The organism is Bacterioplanoides pacificum (assembly GCF_042648445.1).
Classification (GTDB): Bacteria; Pseudomonadota; Gammaproteobacteria; order Pseudomonadales; family Oceanobacteraceae; genus Bacterioplanoides; species Bacterioplanoides pacificum.
Genome location: NZ_JBHRYB010000013.1, coordinates 283,872 through 299,016 on the forward strand (window position 1 = coordinate 283,872; position 15,145 = coordinate 299,016).

Below are 15,145 nucleotides of genomic sequence, written 5' to 3' on the forward strand. Positions count from 1 at the left end.
CGCCGCAGCGATGACTAACTGGCTATGGCTAATGCCGTTATTGCTTGCCAGTTTTGTGCCGATAACGCTTCTTTCGGGGTTAACCAGCTGCCACCCACGGCAAACACATTGTCCGCCTGCAGGTACTGCTGATAGTTTTCCCCGCCAATACCGCCTGTGGGGCAAAACATCACATCATGGAACGGCCCGGCAAACGCATTCAGCATATCCAGACCACCGGCCGCTGCGGCGGGGAAAAACTTCTGATAACGAAAACCCGCCTGGCGCGCCTGCATCACCTCACTCGGGGTCGCCACGCCGGGCAGATAAGGCCCCCCCCAGTTACGTGCGCAATCGAGTAATTCCTGCGATATTCCGGGGCTGACGGCAAATTCAGCGCCCATATTCAGTGCATCTTCCAGCTGCCGGGCGGAAGTGACGGTACCAACGCCAACAATGGCATCCGGCACATCGCGTTTGATCAGACGAATGGCATCCAGCCCCAGCTCCGTCCGTAATGTCACTTCCAGTAAACGCACACCACCATCGACCAGCGCCTGCGCCATCGGCACGGCCTGCTCCAGGTCATCAATCACAATCACAGGCACCAGCGGTTTGGCGCGCTCAAGCCATAAATCCCATTTCATCTCACAGACCTCCTGATCCGCCGTCGAGCCTAAAAATCAATACTGATGGCACCCTGCTCAGCAGAGCTCACATTATTGCGGAACACCTGAAACAACTCACGACCCAGACCAAGCGACGGACCGGGCTGCGGCACCTGAAACTCCCGCTCACTGAAACCGGGCGTCAACACCGTTAACTCACCGCTATGACCGTCGAGGCGCAGAATATCGCCATCGTTAATCACGCCGATCAGACCGCCGGCACAAGCCTCCGGTGACACATGAATCGCTGCCGGCACTTTACCGGAAGCCCCGGACAAACGGCCATCGGTCACCAGTGCCACCCGGAAACCGGCATCCTGCAGATTGGTTAATGCCGGAGTCAGCTTGTGCAGCTCCGGCATACCATTGGCTTTTGGCCCTTGTTGTTTTACCACCACCACTACATCCCGGTGTAACTCACCGGCTTTATACGCCGCCAGCACCTGGTGCTGGTCAGTGAATACCCGTGCCGGAGCTTCCACCAGCCAGCGATCATCGGGAACCGCTGACACTTTCATAATCGCGCGCCCCAGGTTACCACTGACCAGCTTCATTCCCCCCTCACGCATAAAAGGGGCATGGGCCGCAGCCAACACCGTTAAATCGCTGCTTTCAGCCGCTGCCGGACGCCATTGTAAGCGTTGCTCAGCATCCAAATAGGGTTCATTAAAATAGTGTTCAAGCCCGGCTCCCAGAATGGTGTTGACGTTCTGGTGTAATAACCCGGCGCCGGCCAGTTCACGCATCAGCAGCGGCATCCCGCCACTGCGCTGAAACGCATTAATATCGGCACTGCCATTGGGGTAGACCCGCGCCAGCAGCGGTACCACATTGGATAAATCGGCCATATCCTGCCAGTTCAGCCGGATACCCGCCATGCGGGCGATGGCGATCAGGTGAATACTGTGATTCGTCGAGCCACCGGTAGCTAATAACCCCACCACGGCGTTAACGATACTGCGTTCATCAATCATCTGTCCCACCGGCATAAACCCGGGCTGCAATGCCGTAATGGCAGCAACCTGTTGCGCGGCATAACGGGTTAACGGCAGGCGTAACGGATCATTCGGGTTAACAAATGAGGAACCCGGCAGCTGCAGGCCCAACATTTCAACCAGCATCTGATTGGAGTTTGCGGTCCCATAAAAGGTACAGGTGCCGGGGGAATGGTAAGAAGCCATTTCACTGGCCAACAAGGCATCGTCGTCCAGCTCACCGGCGGCATGAGCCTGACGGGTTTTGGCTTTTTCAGCGTTGCTGATGCCGGAAGGCATCGGTCCGGCAGGAACAAACACCGCGGGTAAATGGCCAAACCTCAGTGCCGCCATTAATAGTCCGGGCACAATTTTATCGCAGATGCCTAACATCAGCATGCCGTCGAACACCTGATGAGATAAACCAATGGCAGTGCTCATGGCAATAACATCACGGCTGAATAACGACAGTTCCATACCGTCCTGGCCCTGGGTCACGCCATCACACATGGCCGGCACCCCAGCCGCCAGCTGAGCCACATGACCCTGCTGCGCCAGCGTGGTTTTGATGATATCAGGGTAATGCTGATACGGCGCATGAGCCGACAGTACGTCGTTATAGGCCGAAACAATGGCAATATTGGCGCCCCGTTCACTGGAGCGCAGGATCAGCTTGTCGTGATCGGGGGCTGCCGCATAATCGTGGGCCAGATTGGTACAGCTTAACCCGCTACGCACCGGCCCGCGGCTGACCGCCTGCTGAATCATGTCGAGATACGCCTGCCGGCTCTCCCGGCTGCGCTCTGTCAGCCGTTCAGTAACCTGACGAACAACAGGATGACATTCAGCAATGCGGCTGTCAGACATTAAGCACTCCGATAGATATTCACCGGTACCTGATTCTGGAACAGAACCGAACGAACCGGCATAGGTTCAAAATTATGCTTTTCGTGTTCATCACACACTTGTTCGAACACCTTGTTTTTATCCGCCCCTTCAAAGTGCAGATAAATATGTTTGGCGCGTAACACCAGCGATAAAGACATGGTCATACGTTGAGCAAATTCCGGTGCATCCATCACCGCAAAACAACAGGCAGCAGCCTGCTCATCCAGACAGCTGGTTAACGCCTCCGATTGCGGGAACCAGGATGCAGTATGACCATCCATTCCCATTCCCAGTACCACGATATCCAGCTCATCAATTTGTTCGTGCAACCGGTTTTCGCTGATCATCAGGCCTTCTTTCGGCGTCGCCTCAGCATTCTTAAGCGGTACAAAATACGCCAGTGCGGCCTTATTAATCAGCAGATTTTCTTTCACCAGACGGGCGTTGCTGGCCTCATCGCTGTCATCTACCCAGCGGTCATCCACCAGGGTGACCAGCACCTTGGACCAGTCCAGCTCTTTTTCAGACAGCTTAAGGAAGAACTCTTTTGGAGTTGTTCCGCCACTCACCGCCAGGGATACCCGGCCGCGGCTGTCAATAATGGAGCGCATTTTACTGGCAACGGAATCCGCCAGTTGCTGCGCCAGAGTGTGTGTATCGGAGAAACGGTTATCGTTAATCATTCAGCCTCATCCCATAAACGCCCGTCTTTGGCCAGTAGCAGGGTCGCTGCCGCTGGCCCCCAACTTCCCGAGGTGTAAGGTTCAGGTCGTTGTTCCAGGTCATTCCAGAAAGTTAAAATCGGGTCTACCCAACGCCAGGCTTCCATCAGTTCATCATCACGTAAGAACAGCGTGGCATTGCTGACCAAAACGTCGAACAATAACCTTTCATAAGCTTCAGGTACACGGGTTTTTTTATGATCCGACGGGTTCAGGCTTAAATTCATCGGCCTGACATTCATCCCCGGGCCAACCCGCTTCTCACACAACATCAGACGGATGCCCTCATCCGGCTGCAGACGAAACACCAGTTTATTGGCCATGGTGTTTTTGTGTTGCAGCGGAAATATGGAATGGGGGATTTCTTTAAAATGCACGACAATTTCACAGGCCCGCTCTGCCAGGCGCTTGCCGGTTCTCAAATAAAACGGCACCCCGGCCCAGCGCCAGTTTTCAATTTCGACCTTCACCGCAACAAAGGTTTCCGTATTACTGTTAGCCGCCACCCCGGGTTCATGGCGGTAGCGGGCCACCGGCTGACCTTCTGATACGCCGGCATCGTATTGGCCGCGAACCACTTTCTGGCCGATGCTGTCACCGGTAATAGCCTTTAACGCCCGTAACACTTTTACTTTTTCATCACGAATGGCATCCGGCTCCAGCCGTGCCGGTGGTTCCATGGCGGTAATACACAGCAGCTGCAACAAGTGGTTCTGGAACATATCACGCATGGCGCCAACATGATCGTAAAACCCGGCGCGTTGCTCGACCCCCAGAGATTCCGAAATAGTGATCTGAATGTGATCAATATATTTGTGATTCCACTGGTGCTCAAATAACGAATTGGCAAACCGCAACACCATCAGGTTTTGTACCGTTTCTTTACCCAGATAATGATCAATGCGGTAAATGCGGGATTCATCAAAATATTCTGCCACCGCCTGATTGATCGCGGTAGCCGATGGGTAATCATGACCAATCGGTTTTTCCAGCACCACTTTACTGGTGTCGGTGAGCTGCTGGCGATGCAAGCCCTGGCAGATATCGACATACAGATCCGACCCGGTCGCCAGATAAAACACCCGGTTACCACACTCTGGCTGTAATTCATCAGCCAGTGCTTTAAAGCTGGCTTCATCCTGTAAATCGATGGTGTGACACAGCAGGTAACGCTGAAAGGACTGCCAGTTTTCATCGCTCAGATAATCGCCGGACACATGCTGTTGCAGTGCCTCATAAACCGTATCGAGAAAATCCGGCCGTGCTAACGAACGGCGGGTAATCACCACAATTTTGCCAGTGTCAGGCAAACGTCCATCGCTATGTAACATATACATGGCGGGCAATAACTTGCGCTGCGACAGATCCCCCAGGCCACCAAACAAGACTAATTCGAATGGTGCATCAATGTGCATCCTCTCCTCCTTTACCGCCCAACTTCCGTGCACAACACACTGGTTATGCATTTACTGTATGCCTAAATCCCGGGTTAAGCATCCCTGTGGCCGGTAAAAAATTACAAAGACGGCCATTTAAGCCACAACCCGTGGTTATGCCAGGAGTCAGGCACCAATGTTGCAAATGTACTCATGTCACGAACCCGCGGTAGTGACGCATAACTGCAACAAATCTGACATAATCTGTGGTTTTTCGATCCCGGCGCAGCGGAGTCGCGTGGTCAACTATATTCATCAAACAGAAGGCGGAATCCAATGATTCGCAAGTGTTTATTCCCGGTTGCCGGTTACGGCACCCGCTTTTTACCAGCCACAAAATCCATGCCGAAAGAGATGTTACCTGTGGTCAACAAACCGCTGGTGCAATACGGTGTGGAAGAAGCTGACCAGGCTGGTTTAAATACCGTCGGTTTTGTAACCGGACGTGGCAAACGCGCCATCGCGGACCACTTTGACATCAGCTACGAGCTGGAACACCAGATTCAGGGCAGTGGTAAAGAATCGCTGCTGACTTCCATTCGCGAGCTGATCGATAACAACGATTTTGCGTTTACCCGCCAGAATCACATGATGGGTCTGGGCCATGCGATATTATCCGGCCGCAACCTGATGGGTGACGAACCGTTTGGCGTAGTGCTGGCCGATGACTTATGTGTGCCGGCCGACGATGGCGAAGGCGTACTGGCGCAAATGGTAAAGATCTATGAACAATTCCGCTGCTCCGTCGTTGCGATTCAGGAAGTACCGGACGACCAGGTGCATAAATACGGCGTGATTGCCGGTGAAGACATGGGCAATGGCCTGTATCGGGTAACCGATATGGTCGAAAAGCCCGCCCGGGAAGATGCCCCGTCGAACCTGGCTATTATTGGCCGTTATATCCTGACACCGGATATTTTCGACAAAATTGAAAATACCGAACCCGGTAAAAATGGCGAAGTTCAGATTACCGACGCCCTGCTGAAGCAAGCTCAGGAAGGCTGCGTAATGGCCTATAAATTCCGTGGCCGGCGGTTTGACTGCGGCTCCATCGAAGGTTTTGTTGAAGCCACCAATTACGTATTTGAGAATATCTACCAGAAAGACAACGGTTGATTGGCCGACCGATACCTCCAGCGGGACAGCGGATCGGGTTGCCCGGTGGGGGAATCGTTTAAAGTGCGTACAATTTCGCTAGTTTTTTGTTTTTGTTAGCTTTTTTCAAAAAAACTTAAAAAAAAGTATTGACGGCTAAGAATCTAATCCCTAGAATGCGCCCCGTTGTTGAGAGATGTTCCCCGATAGCTCAGTCGGTAGAGCAGTAGACTGTTAATCTATTGGTCGCTGGTTCAAGTCCAGCTCGGGGAGCCAACTTTCTTTAACAACATCGGGGTATAGCGCAGTCTGGTAGCGCGCCTGGTTTGGGACCAGGATGTCGGGAGTTCGAATCTCTCTACCCCGACCAACAATTTGTTTTGAACGTAATCACGTTCGCCTTTGTTCCCCGATAGCTCAGTCGGTAGAGCAGTAGACTGTTAATCTATTGGTCGCTGGTTCAAGTCCAGCTCGGGGAGCCACTTCTTCTTTTACCTTTTTGTTATAAATTGATCTGGATCGTTAAATCCGGTGATTTACACTTCCTGTCTTTCAATTTTCATACTTTTCGCTTAAAAATGGGGAAACTTGCACCCTGAGATTCTTCATCGTGAATTCGCTCGCCGATACCATGCAGTACCCGCTGGTCTGCCCCGCCTGTCAACGCAACACTGCCTGCTCCGCTTCCCAGTTATTAGCACAAGCCAAACTAATCTGCCGCCACTGCGGTGAAACCATTGTTATGAGTCACAACCAGCAGCAAAGCCTGAAACGCACTCTGGCCGACTTGGGCAGTCACGCCGGCAAAAAATATCAGCACCAGGAAACAGAAACAGACAGCCCGGACTGAGCCCACACCTAATAACAGCCACAAAAAAACCTGCATCCTTCGGAGGCAGGTTTTTTTGTGTGTCCGGCAGGAATTAACCCTGCTTAACCACTTCCAGTAATTCCACTTCAAAAATCAGAGCAGAGTTAGCCGGGATTTTCGGGCTCGGGCTGCGTGCACCGTAAGCCAGCTCAGCCGGAACGTACAGCTTCCACTTGTCGCCAGGCTGCATCATCTGTAACGCTTCAATCCAGCCTTTGATCACGCCATTCACCGGGAACTGAGCCGGTTCACCACGCTCTACAGAGCTGTCGAATACAGTACCGTCGGTCAGAGTACCGTGGTAATGAACACGAACGGTATCGGTTGCGGCTGGTTTTTCCAGGCCATCTTTACCGGCAACCAGCACTTCATACTGCAGACCGGATTCAGTAACAGTGACTTCTTCGCGCTCAGCATTTTTAGTCAGAAATTCTTCGCTTTCTTTGGCCGCTGCATCATTCAGAGCTTCCTGTTTGCGTTGCTGTTCTTCACGCACTTTTGCGAATGCCGCTTCGATCGCTTCATCATCAACACGCTGCTCGGCACCGGACAATACATCCTTGATACCCGCTGCAATAGCGTCGGCGTTCATTTCAACTTCTTCACGAGACAGCTGACGACCAATGTTCAGGCCAACACCATAACTAGCCTGATCAATATGGTTCTCTAACTTCACTTTTTCCTCCTGACCACAACCGGCCAATAACACTGCACCTGCCAGAATCACTGGTGCAAATTTATTCAGTTTCATGGGGTTTCCTTCACATGATATTTCTACAGATTTTGTACCCTACTACAAGCACTGTGGAATTCCTATGAAAGAAGCGCAAAGATCACACTGCCATGGCGGAAATGTTAACCGGCCAACAGTCTGATAAAAGGGGGCGTATTGTAGGGAAAAGACATCATTGTTCAATGCGGCAATCGCCAGACAACTCAGCAGGCGTAATTACCCTGTTGCGCGCGGCGCTGGCACTCCCGCTGAATATTGTTACACACCTGAATTTCCGGTGCCGACAGATTAACACTCATGCGGCATTCAGCATGACGTTTACGCAGCTCCTTATCAGACAACTGACTCATCGTCGTATTACCACAACCCGTCAGCCCGAAAACAGCGATCAACAGCAGATATTTCACACCAGTGCCCGTCCTATTCTGATGCCGCCAGATTCGCACAGCTTGTTTTATTTGTCCACTTTTGACCACTTACACCAGAAATTCCGGCCGAGCCTCGTTATAATGGCAAGCCGATCAAAGATAATAATCAAGAGGTCACCATGCCACGCATCGCCTTTCTGTTAGCTACAGTGACGTTACTCTGCGCCTGTAGTGGTCCATCCACCGAAGAACTGCGCCGCATGCAGCTGCTGGAAGCCCAGCGTGCCGAAGCGGCTGCCCGCCAGGCACAACTGGAAGCTCAGCGCCGCGAACAACGTATCAACAATCGCATCAGTAGTGCCCGCACAGCACAGCAACAAAACAGTCAGCTGAACAACAGCCAGATTGAACAGCTTTTCTCCGCAACACCAGAGCAACAACTGTCGTCCGACCAGCTGTATTATCAGGTATTTGATTTGCAGCCTGCCAAATACAACTACAACAAAGCCAAACAAAGCTTCACAATCGTCGGAATGCGCAACCTGCCGAACAGTGCGGTATACAGCCCGTTGTTTCCGGATGAGTCGGCGTTATATCAGCCCGGCCAGAAAGCCAAGTCGGTGCTGGAATTTACCTTAAAAGAACAGACTGAGTTAAACCGTATTGGTCAACCGGTATTAAAACCCCGGGGACAACGCTGGGTGGCCGCCGCACTGAATTTTAAAAACAACCAGCAACTGCAAACAGACAATCAGAAGTGGTACTGGGAAACCGGACTGTTTGAAGATTTATCCTGGCAGGTAGCGCCGGAAATCAGCTACCCACACACCGTTGACCGTGATCTAAAACTGCAACTGGGATTACGCTTTTGCCTGCTGAAAGACCGTTGTTATCTCGACTCCAGCTATCGTAAACACCCGACACACGCCGTTCGTGCTGAGGTGTTATCCGCCATCATCTACAACCAGAAAAGCGGAGAGATTCTGGCTGAGTTTGTGAACGATCAGGAATAACTCAGGAATAATAATGCCGCGGCGGCTTCTTTCCGATCAGTCCGGCAAGAAGCCCGCCTCAGAGCTTGCGGTTATCGCTTTTATCTTTAGCGGGTTTCACCAGAGAACGACGATACAGTTCTTTATCGTCGTGAAATAACTTTTCGCCAACATTCTCAACTTTTTTCAGCGCCTGCAGTGAATTGGACAAAAATTCACGTTCGTACAACACCCCGACCACACCGGTAGCGGCCAGCATAAACAACCCGGGACTGACGAACCAGGCCACTATCGCCAGCGAAAAATAAAAGGAACGCAAGCCATAGTTATAACTGTGACTGGCGTGATCAATAATTTTAGCGGCGTAAATAGCAAAACTGCGCTTCTCATTGGCGGTTACCGTTTCATCATCCTGAGACGGTGCAGCACCAAACAACACCGAGGCAAAACCAAACTGCCGCATTGACCAGGTAAAGGTGAAAAAGGCGTAGATAAAAACAAAAATCAGTGTCACCAGTTTCATTTCCAGCGCCAGCAACGAATCAGGTTCAACAAAGGTCAGCCCCGACAATATAATCTGCAGTTCATCAGCAGCCGTCAGCGCCGTCAGCAAACCGGCCAGTATCAGCACACACGACGACGCAAAAAAGGTGACGTTACGCTCCAGGTTTGCCAATAACGAAGCATCCCCCACCCGCACTTCACGCTGTAATAAACGCCGCATCCAGTTAATCCGGTGCACATGCAACACCGACGATAACGACGCTACTTTTTTCGCCATACGTTTGGCAAACAATGAATAACTGACCCAGCAAAATAAAAACCAGGCAAGGCTGATGAGGTTAGCAATCCCTAATTCGTTCAGCACGGCAACTCTCTTGACTCATGATATTTATGCCCAGAGTACAACGACGCCAAAGCGCATCAAATAGGTATTAACCGCATAAACAGAAAAAAACAGCCTGCTGTCGGAAAACGGGTCAGCAGCCACACAAAATACTTGACGCCAGGGTAAATAAAGAAACAATAGCGCCGCCAGAACCCGCCATTATCAGGAGAACCCTATGGCAAAACGCAAACCCGTAGCTGCACCACAAGGTAAAGCCAGAGCACATCTGCGCAACCCGGTTGCTCATGCAGATATTATGAAAAAAGGTGGCGCGCATCAGAGCAGCCGCAAGGCCGGTCGCCAGCAGGCGCGGCAACAAATTCACCTGCAACTGCGCGAGCGGTCCGACCGCTCGTGTTCCCCCGCTCTGGCCGCTTAAGCCAGCCCCACCTGCTGAATCAGCTCTGCCAGCCGCACAATCCGTGCATTCGATAACTGGTGATATACACGTTTAAACGGGCGCCAGCACACCCCAAACCAGTTTCAGACAAGCGACACCAGCTCCCAGCAGCCAGCTTGCCCCGGCAACTCCAGTTCATCACCGACAGTCAGCCCGCGCAATCTGGCAGCCAACGGCGTTTCATTACTGATCACCTGAATCAGGCAGTCGCGCTGCGATAACTGCAGACCACCCAGCGGCGTAATCCAGATAAGGCGCTGTGGCCGCGGCTCGTCTTGCAGCTGCAGCACCACCAGCGCTCCGGAGGCCACCACATCATCCGCAGTAAAATCAGTCACCTGCCAGCGCGCCAGAGTAATGCGTTGTTGCTGCAGCTGCAGAATACGCTCCGACTGGCCATGGGCCAGATAAGCGGCTTCCAGACTGAGTGTGTCATACTGGTTTTCCGGCTGATTATCTTCGTGAGACGCCGCCTGCTGGGCCTGCTGGGCAGCCGCCATAGCCGCGTCGATCTGCTGATCCAGAGCTTCCAGCAGCTGTTGTTTTAAAAAACATTTATCCAAATCAGTGTACATAGATACCGTCAATAATCAGTTGTGCTGGCGTATCGACCGCTTGCTGGTAGTCCACCAGGTCCCCGCCAACAGCTGGTGTAACGCCAGAAACATCGCAAAATATTTATTTTTCATAAGCCGCACCTCCCTGAGTCGCGTTTGCTGCATTCTTTAAATCAGATACCACCAAAACGAAAATCACGCTTCTTCCTGAAAACGGGAACCGGAGAATAACATTCCGACCGATCGGTCTGCCAATAACCGACAATTACCCCGGGCTTGTAACTGCCGGTATACTGTCAGTTTTGATCATCAGGATTGTGTATGCCAACACCGGTTTTTTGTCAGCAGGTTAAACGGGGGCAACTGGATTGTTTAGCCATACGCCACCCGCTGTTCCAGACCGATATTTTATTGCAGGGCGCGCAGCTGATTTATTTCCGCCCGACAGACGACCCCCAGCCCTGGTTATGGCTCAGCCGTCAGGCTGAATATATCCCCGGCCAGGCCGTGCGTGGTGGCATCCCCGTATGCTGGCCCTGGTTCGGACAAGCCGATAAAAACCCGGCTGAGGTGCAACAACACATCAACGACATCTCCAGCGCCGGCGCACATGGGTTTGCGCGCCAGCAAATCTGGCAGCTGAAACAGTTACAGGAAAAGTGCGATCAGGTTCGCCTGACGCTGGAACTGGAAAGCCAGCACTCTGAACAGTGGCGTGGTCATGCCCGGGCCAGCCTGTGTTTTACTTTGCGCCGGGAGCGGCTGGAGGTGGCACTGACAAGCCATAACCTCAGTGATAAAACACTGCACATCAGTCAGGCGCTGCACAGCTATATACCCACCGGGGATATTCGCAACAGCTATATCAGAGGGCTGGAACAGTGTGCTTATCGCGATGCCTTACAACTGCAAGATGGGGACTGGCGCTTATGCCGGCAACGCGGCGCGGTCCGTTTCGCAGCGGAAACCGATCGTATTTATTTTCTGCCACAAGCCCGGCCCGTGCGGCTGCAAACGCCAGCACGCCAGTGGCTGCTCAGCAGCCACGGCAGTCGTTCCTGTGTGGTGTGGAATCCGTGGATTGATAAATCGCGTCGCCTGAGCCAGTTTGCTGACGACGACTATCAGCGCATGTTGTGTATCGAAACCGCCAATGTGATGGATGATATCATTTGCCTGCCGGCCGGCCGGCAACACACCACCACACTGACGTTACAGCGAGGCTGAGATTACTGACACTGCTGCGCCACATCCACAATGGTGCGGCGCAACCAGCGGTGGGCCTGGTGGTGTTGCAGCAGCGGCGACCAGGCCATTTTCAGTTCGAACGGTGGGATAGAAAACGGCGGCTCTTTTACCTGTAACGATGCGGCCTCAGCCTGCATCTCTGCCACCCGGCGCGGCAACGTTGCCACCAGATCGTTATTGTGTGCCAGCAACGCCGGCATCTGATAATGACGGGTAAATACCGAAATTTTACGTTTATGACCCAGCTTGGATAACGCATGGTCAACCCAGCCAAGGCGGACAATTTTTTCCGGGTCGATCCCCACGCCGGCACCCATACCGGTTTTACTGACCCAGATGTGTTTGCTGGCCAGGTACGCGTCCAGATCAAACCTGTCCACCAGAGGGTGATTCGGATTCACCAGACACACAAAATCATCCTGCCATAGTGTCATCTGATGAAACGACTGTGGCATTTCGTCAAAGCGGTTAATTGCCATATCCACCTTGCCGGCTTCAACATCTTTGAAGGTCACATCGGAGGGCGTTAATACGTCCAGAATAACATCGGGAGCATCGTGACGCAGACGTTTAACCAGTTCCGGTACCAGCGTGGATTCGGCATAGTCGCTGACCATAATGCGGAACACCCGGTGACTGTCGAGGGCATCAAAATCTTCCAGCGGCTGTAATGCCGCTTCCAGCTCACCCAGTGCTTTACGGATCATAGGCTGCAGTTCCTGCGCCCGTTCGGTGGGTGTCATACCGTCGGAAGTACGTACCAGAATCGGATCGGAAAACAGCTCACGCAGGCGCCGCAAACCGTTACTCATCGCTGGCTGAGTAATACCCAGCTGCTGTGCTGCTTTAGTGACACTGCCCTCGCGCAGCAGCACGTCCAGGTACACCAGCAGATTAAGATCAATTCGATCCAGATTCACGGCCAATCCTCAGAAACTTAACAAAGGCGTATTGTCTCAGGATTCCCGGCATTCACCAAGTCTATTATCTGCGTCTTTGGTATAAACAGCATGATTACTGCAAGCGGTATGACGCAGCCCTCAGCCGCCGGATTTTTTTACCGTAAAACCCCGTCGGCTCAGCTCAGCCACCAGCAGGTCACGCTGCTCGCCCTGAATTTCCACCACACCGTCTTTCAGTGCACCACCAACACCACATTTCTTTTTTAACTCTTTTGCCAGGGTTTTTAATTCCGCGCCAGCCAGCGGAATACCCGACACCAGCGTCACAACTTTGCCGCCCCGCCCTTTAGACTCACGGCTGACCCTTACTATGCCATCCCCTTGGGGCTGAGAGTCCTGCGAACAGGCACAATCCTGCCTGGCCTTACCGCAGTCCGGGCAGGTTCGTCCGCTTTCGGTGGAATAGACCGCTCCGCTGTTGTCACTCGTCGTATTGGCCGACCCCAGGCCACCCGCTAACAATGCCGATAAATCGACGCTTTTTTTATCGTTTGCCATCATCTTTAAATTCGCTGATCAATCTGAGCGCGACGTTAACCGATCTGTACCGGGTTGGGCAACTGCCGTCTGCAGCCACATCAACGCTGGGAAGCTGAATTTATGTCATCAGCATCGTCGGTTGACCAATCACCGACCTGATTGCCGTCGTTCCTGCTCGCAGGATCAGGCACACGAATGGTTAAGAAACCGGTTTAGAATGCTGGTTGACGCAGTAAAAAGTATTGCTAATCATCCGGATGCAGCGGAAACGTCAGCGTAACACAGGTACCGCTACCCGGGCTGCTGTCGATTTCCAGCGACCCTTTGTGGTTGGCCATGACGTTGTAGGCGACCGTCAGCCCCATGCCCATGCCTTGTCCAACCTCCTTGCGGGTAAAAAACGGATTGGTGGCATACAGCAGTTCTTCTTCGCTCATACCCACTCCCTCATCTTTAACTGCCAGCACCAGAACGTCATCTTCTTCCAGTAATGCCGCTTCTATTTTGCCGCCTTCAGGCATGGCATCCCGGGCATTACGCAGAATTTTTCCCAGCACCATAGTGACTTGCCGGGTATTGCAGAGCAATGGGTCAACCACCAGATCAAAATTGTGACTGATATGAATATTGTTATCGTCATTCAGCTTATTGTCGTCGACCGCACGCCAGAACAAATCGCTCAGCTGGGCCAGCTGGCGCTCCTGATCCTCACCGCCAACAAAAGTCTGTAGTTCTTCGACAATATTCTGCACCCGGCAGATACTCTGACGACTGGCCGCGACCAGATCCGGGGCGTCATCACGGATAAAGTCAAAATCAATCTGTTCACGTAACTGCTTCAGCTCAGCGACGATACGCCCATCGGCGATGATCGCCTCCGCTTCCGCCGATTTCTCACCCAGTTCAATCAAATCCGTAAGATAATCGGCCAGCGTGGTTAAATTACTGTTCACCACGGCAATCGGGTTATTAATCTCATGTGCCATGCCTCCGGCCAGCTGGCCCAGTGCCGCCATATGCTGCGCTTTAACCAATAAATCCTGGGTCTGACGTAACTCATCCAGACTGCTTTGCAGCTGCTGGTTACTTTCATGCAGTGCCCGGGTGCGATCACGGACTTTTTCTTCCAGTTTTTCATTCAGAAAACGCACCTGTTTTTCCGCCAGATAACGTTGATTCATTTCATCGTCCATCGACATCAATAAGGCATTCATTTTATGAATAAGATCATCCAGCTCGCTGCCTTTTAGCTGCTTTTCAACCGCCAGCGGCATTTTTACCGGTGCCTGTGGATCGACCTGCAGAATTTTACTGGTCAGCCGCCGGATCGGACCGGTCAGACGCGAACGGAATACCATGATCAGCACAAAAGCGAGCACAATATTACGCAATACATCGAGCACCAGAGTGAGGGCAGCCCGCTGCTCAAAGCCCTGGTGTAATAGCCGGGTATCAGCCCAGACGGTTAAGACGCCCAGATTTTTCTGGCCGGAAGAATAATTTTGCGGCTCCATCAGATCCCGCCGGAAGGTCTGCATGTGCGGCCGGCTGTCCGGCCGGTTACGCTGATCAATGGTTAAACCGCTGTGAACTTTATATTCGCTGCCAAACTCCACCACTTCAGCGGCGACCACTGCCGGATTCATTTGCAGGCTTTCGAGAATAGTATGCAACGCATTGTCATCGTAGTTATATAACGCCAGCGCAGCAGAACCTTCCTGACGCGCCAGCATTTCCCGGGTTTGCAGACTGAACCGCTGACGATCACCGACATAGTCAAACCCGATCTGAACGGCACTGAAGGCGACGCCCAATAAAATACTGAAAATCACTACGTACAGGGTCAGGCGACTTTCAATAGACTGCAGTTGTGCTTTCAAGAT

Annotated in this window: 15 protein-coding genes and 3 tRNA genes; 7 read left to right on the top strand and 11 right to left on the bottom strand. The window is 52.4% G+C overall.

The window, feature by feature from the left end; genetic code table 11:
- Positions 1 to 14: 14 nt before the first annotated feature.
- The 4 genes from eda to zwf are packed head-to-tail and all read right to left on the bottom strand — an operon-like array spanning position 15 to position 4,646.
- Positions 15 to 626, bottom strand: a complete 612-nt coding sequence (eda, locus tag ACFOMG_RS12535) for a bifunctional 4-hydroxy-2-oxoglutarate aldolase/2-dehydro-3-deoxy-phosphogluconate aldolase (protein ID WP_376867029.1) — start codon at positions 624 to 626, stop codon at positions 15 to 17.
- A 29-nt stretch (positions 627 to 655) separates the two neighbouring features.
- Complete coding sequence (gene edd, locus ACFOMG_RS12540; protein WP_376867030.1) at positions 656 to 2,488, bottom strand: phosphogluconate dehydratase; 1,833 nt, start codon at positions 2,486 to 2,488, stop codon at positions 656 to 658.
- Positions 2,488 to 3,192 (bottom strand): 6-phosphogluconolactonase, encoded by a 705-nt coding sequence (gene pgl, locus ACFOMG_RS12545; protein WP_376867031.1) that lies wholly within the window; start codon positions 3,190 to 3,192, stop codon positions 2,488 to 2,490. The genes edd and pgl overlap by 1 nt, the downstream gene beginning before the upstream one ends.
- Positions 3,189 to 4,646 carry a glucose-6-phosphate dehydrogenase gene (gene zwf / locus ACFOMG_RS12550; protein ID WP_376867032.1) on the bottom strand — a complete coding sequence of 486 codons (1,458 nt, stop codon included), beginning with the start codon at positions 4,644 to 4,646 and terminating at the stop codon, positions 3,189 to 3,191. The genes pgl and zwf overlap by 4 nt, the downstream gene beginning before the upstream one ends.
- 297 nt (positions 4,647 to 4,943) lie before the next feature.
- Here zwf and galU point away from each other — a divergent pair, with 297 nt between their 5' ends.
- The 4 genes from galU to ACFOMG_RS12570 all read left to right on the top strand — a co-directional run bounded on the left by galU (position 4,944) and on the right by ACFOMG_RS12570 (position 6,244).
- Complete coding sequence (gene galU, locus ACFOMG_RS12555) at positions 4,944 to 5,783, top strand: UTP--glucose-1-phosphate uridylyltransferase GalU (protein ID WP_376867033.1); 840 nt, start codon at positions 4,944 to 4,946, stop codon at positions 5,781 to 5,783.
- Positions 5,784 to 5,962: 179 nt separating this feature from the next.
- Positions 5,963 to 6,038: transfer RNA gene (locus ACFOMG_RS12560), tRNA-Asn, on the top strand.
- 17 nt (positions 6,039 to 6,055) lie between these two features.
- Positions 6,056 to 6,132: transfer RNA gene (locus ACFOMG_RS12565), tRNA-Pro, on the top strand.
- A 36-nt stretch (positions 6,133 to 6,168) separates the two neighbouring features.
- Positions 6,169 to 6,244 (top strand) — tRNA-Asn (locus ACFOMG_RS12570).
- A gap of 441 nt (positions 6,245 to 6,685) precedes the next feature.
- Here the strand turns inward: ACFOMG_RS12570 and ACFOMG_RS12575 are convergent.
- Together ACFOMG_RS12575 and ACFOMG_RS12580 are read right to left on the bottom strand one after the other, a co-directional pair.
- On the bottom strand, positions 6,686 to 7,384 hold the full coding sequence (locus ACFOMG_RS12575; protein WP_376867034.1) for an FKBP-type peptidyl-prolyl cis-trans isomerase: 699 nt from the start codon (positions 7,382 to 7,384) through the stop codon (positions 6,686 to 6,688).
- Between the two features lie 185 nt (positions 7,385 to 7,569).
- Positions 7,570 to 7,716: a hypothetical protein gene (locus tag ACFOMG_RS12580; RefSeq protein WP_376867035.1), complete on the bottom strand. Its 147-nt coding sequence runs from the start codon at positions 7,714 to 7,716 to the stop codon at positions 7,570 to 7,572.
- Positions 7,717 to 7,913: 197 nt separating this feature from the next.
- On the opposite strand from ACFOMG_RS12580, the gene ACFOMG_RS12585 reads away from it, so the two are divergent.
- Positions 7,914 to 8,747, top strand: coding sequence for a hypothetical protein (locus ACFOMG_RS12585; RefSeq protein ID WP_376867036.1), 834 nt, complete (start codon positions 7,914 to 7,916; stop codon positions 8,745 to 8,747).
- A gap of 58 nt (positions 8,748 to 8,805) precedes the next feature.
- On the opposite strand, the gene ACFOMG_RS12590 is transcribed toward ACFOMG_RS12585, so the two are convergent.
- Positions 8,806 to 9,594 (bottom strand): DUF599 domain-containing protein, encoded by a 789-nt coding sequence (locus tag ACFOMG_RS12590; protein WP_376867037.1) that lies wholly within the window; start codon positions 9,592 to 9,594, stop codon positions 8,806 to 8,808.
- A 196-nt stretch (positions 9,595 to 9,790) separates the two neighbouring features.
- Here ACFOMG_RS12590 and ACFOMG_RS12595 point away from each other — a divergent pair, with 196 nt between their 5' ends.
- Entirely contained in the window at positions 9,791 to 9,994 is a 204-nt protein-coding gene (locus tag ACFOMG_RS12595) for a hypothetical protein (protein ID WP_376867038.1), read from the top strand.
- A gap of 104 nt (positions 9,995 to 10,098) precedes the next feature.
- Here ACFOMG_RS12595 and ACFOMG_RS12600 read toward each other — a convergent pair whose 3' ends face one another.
- The gene (locus ACFOMG_RS12600; RefSeq protein WP_376867039.1) at positions 10,099 to 10,590 is read right to left on the bottom strand and encodes a hypothetical protein; all 492 of its coding nucleotides are present in this window, start codon (positions 10,588 to 10,590) and stop codon (positions 10,099 to 10,101) included.
- A gap of 303 nt (positions 10,591 to 10,893) precedes the next feature.
- Here ACFOMG_RS12600 and ACFOMG_RS12605 point away from each other — a divergent pair, with 303 nt between their 5' ends.
- The gene (locus ACFOMG_RS12605) at positions 10,894 to 11,799 is read left to right on the top strand and encodes a D-hexose-6-phosphate mutarotase (RefSeq protein WP_376867041.1); all 906 of its coding nucleotides are present in this window, start codon (positions 10,894 to 10,896) and stop codon (positions 11,797 to 11,799) included.
- 2 nt (positions 11,800 to 11,801) lie between these two features.
- On the opposite strand, the gene ACFOMG_RS12610 is transcribed toward ACFOMG_RS12605, so the two are convergent.
- The 3 genes from ACFOMG_RS12610 to ACFOMG_RS12620 all read right to left on the bottom strand — a co-directional run bounded on the left by ACFOMG_RS12610 (position 11,802) and on the right by ACFOMG_RS12620 (position 15,142).
- Complete coding sequence (locus ACFOMG_RS12610; RefSeq protein WP_376867042.1) at positions 11,802 to 12,740, bottom strand: LysR family transcriptional regulator; 939 nt, start codon at positions 12,738 to 12,740, stop codon at positions 11,802 to 11,804.
- Positions 12,741 to 12,860: 120 nt separating this feature from the next.
- A complete protein-coding gene (locus ACFOMG_RS12615; protein WP_376867044.1) occupies positions 12,861 to 13,283 on the bottom strand; it encodes a translation initiation factor Sui1 in 423 nt (140 codons plus the stop codon).
- A gap of 224 nt (positions 13,284 to 13,507) precedes the next feature.
- On the bottom strand, positions 13,508 to 15,142 hold the full coding sequence (locus ACFOMG_RS12620; protein WP_376867045.1) for a sensor histidine kinase: 1,635 nt from the start codon (positions 15,140 to 15,142) through the stop codon (positions 13,508 to 13,510).
- Positions 15,143 to 15,145: the final 3 nt, after the last annotated feature.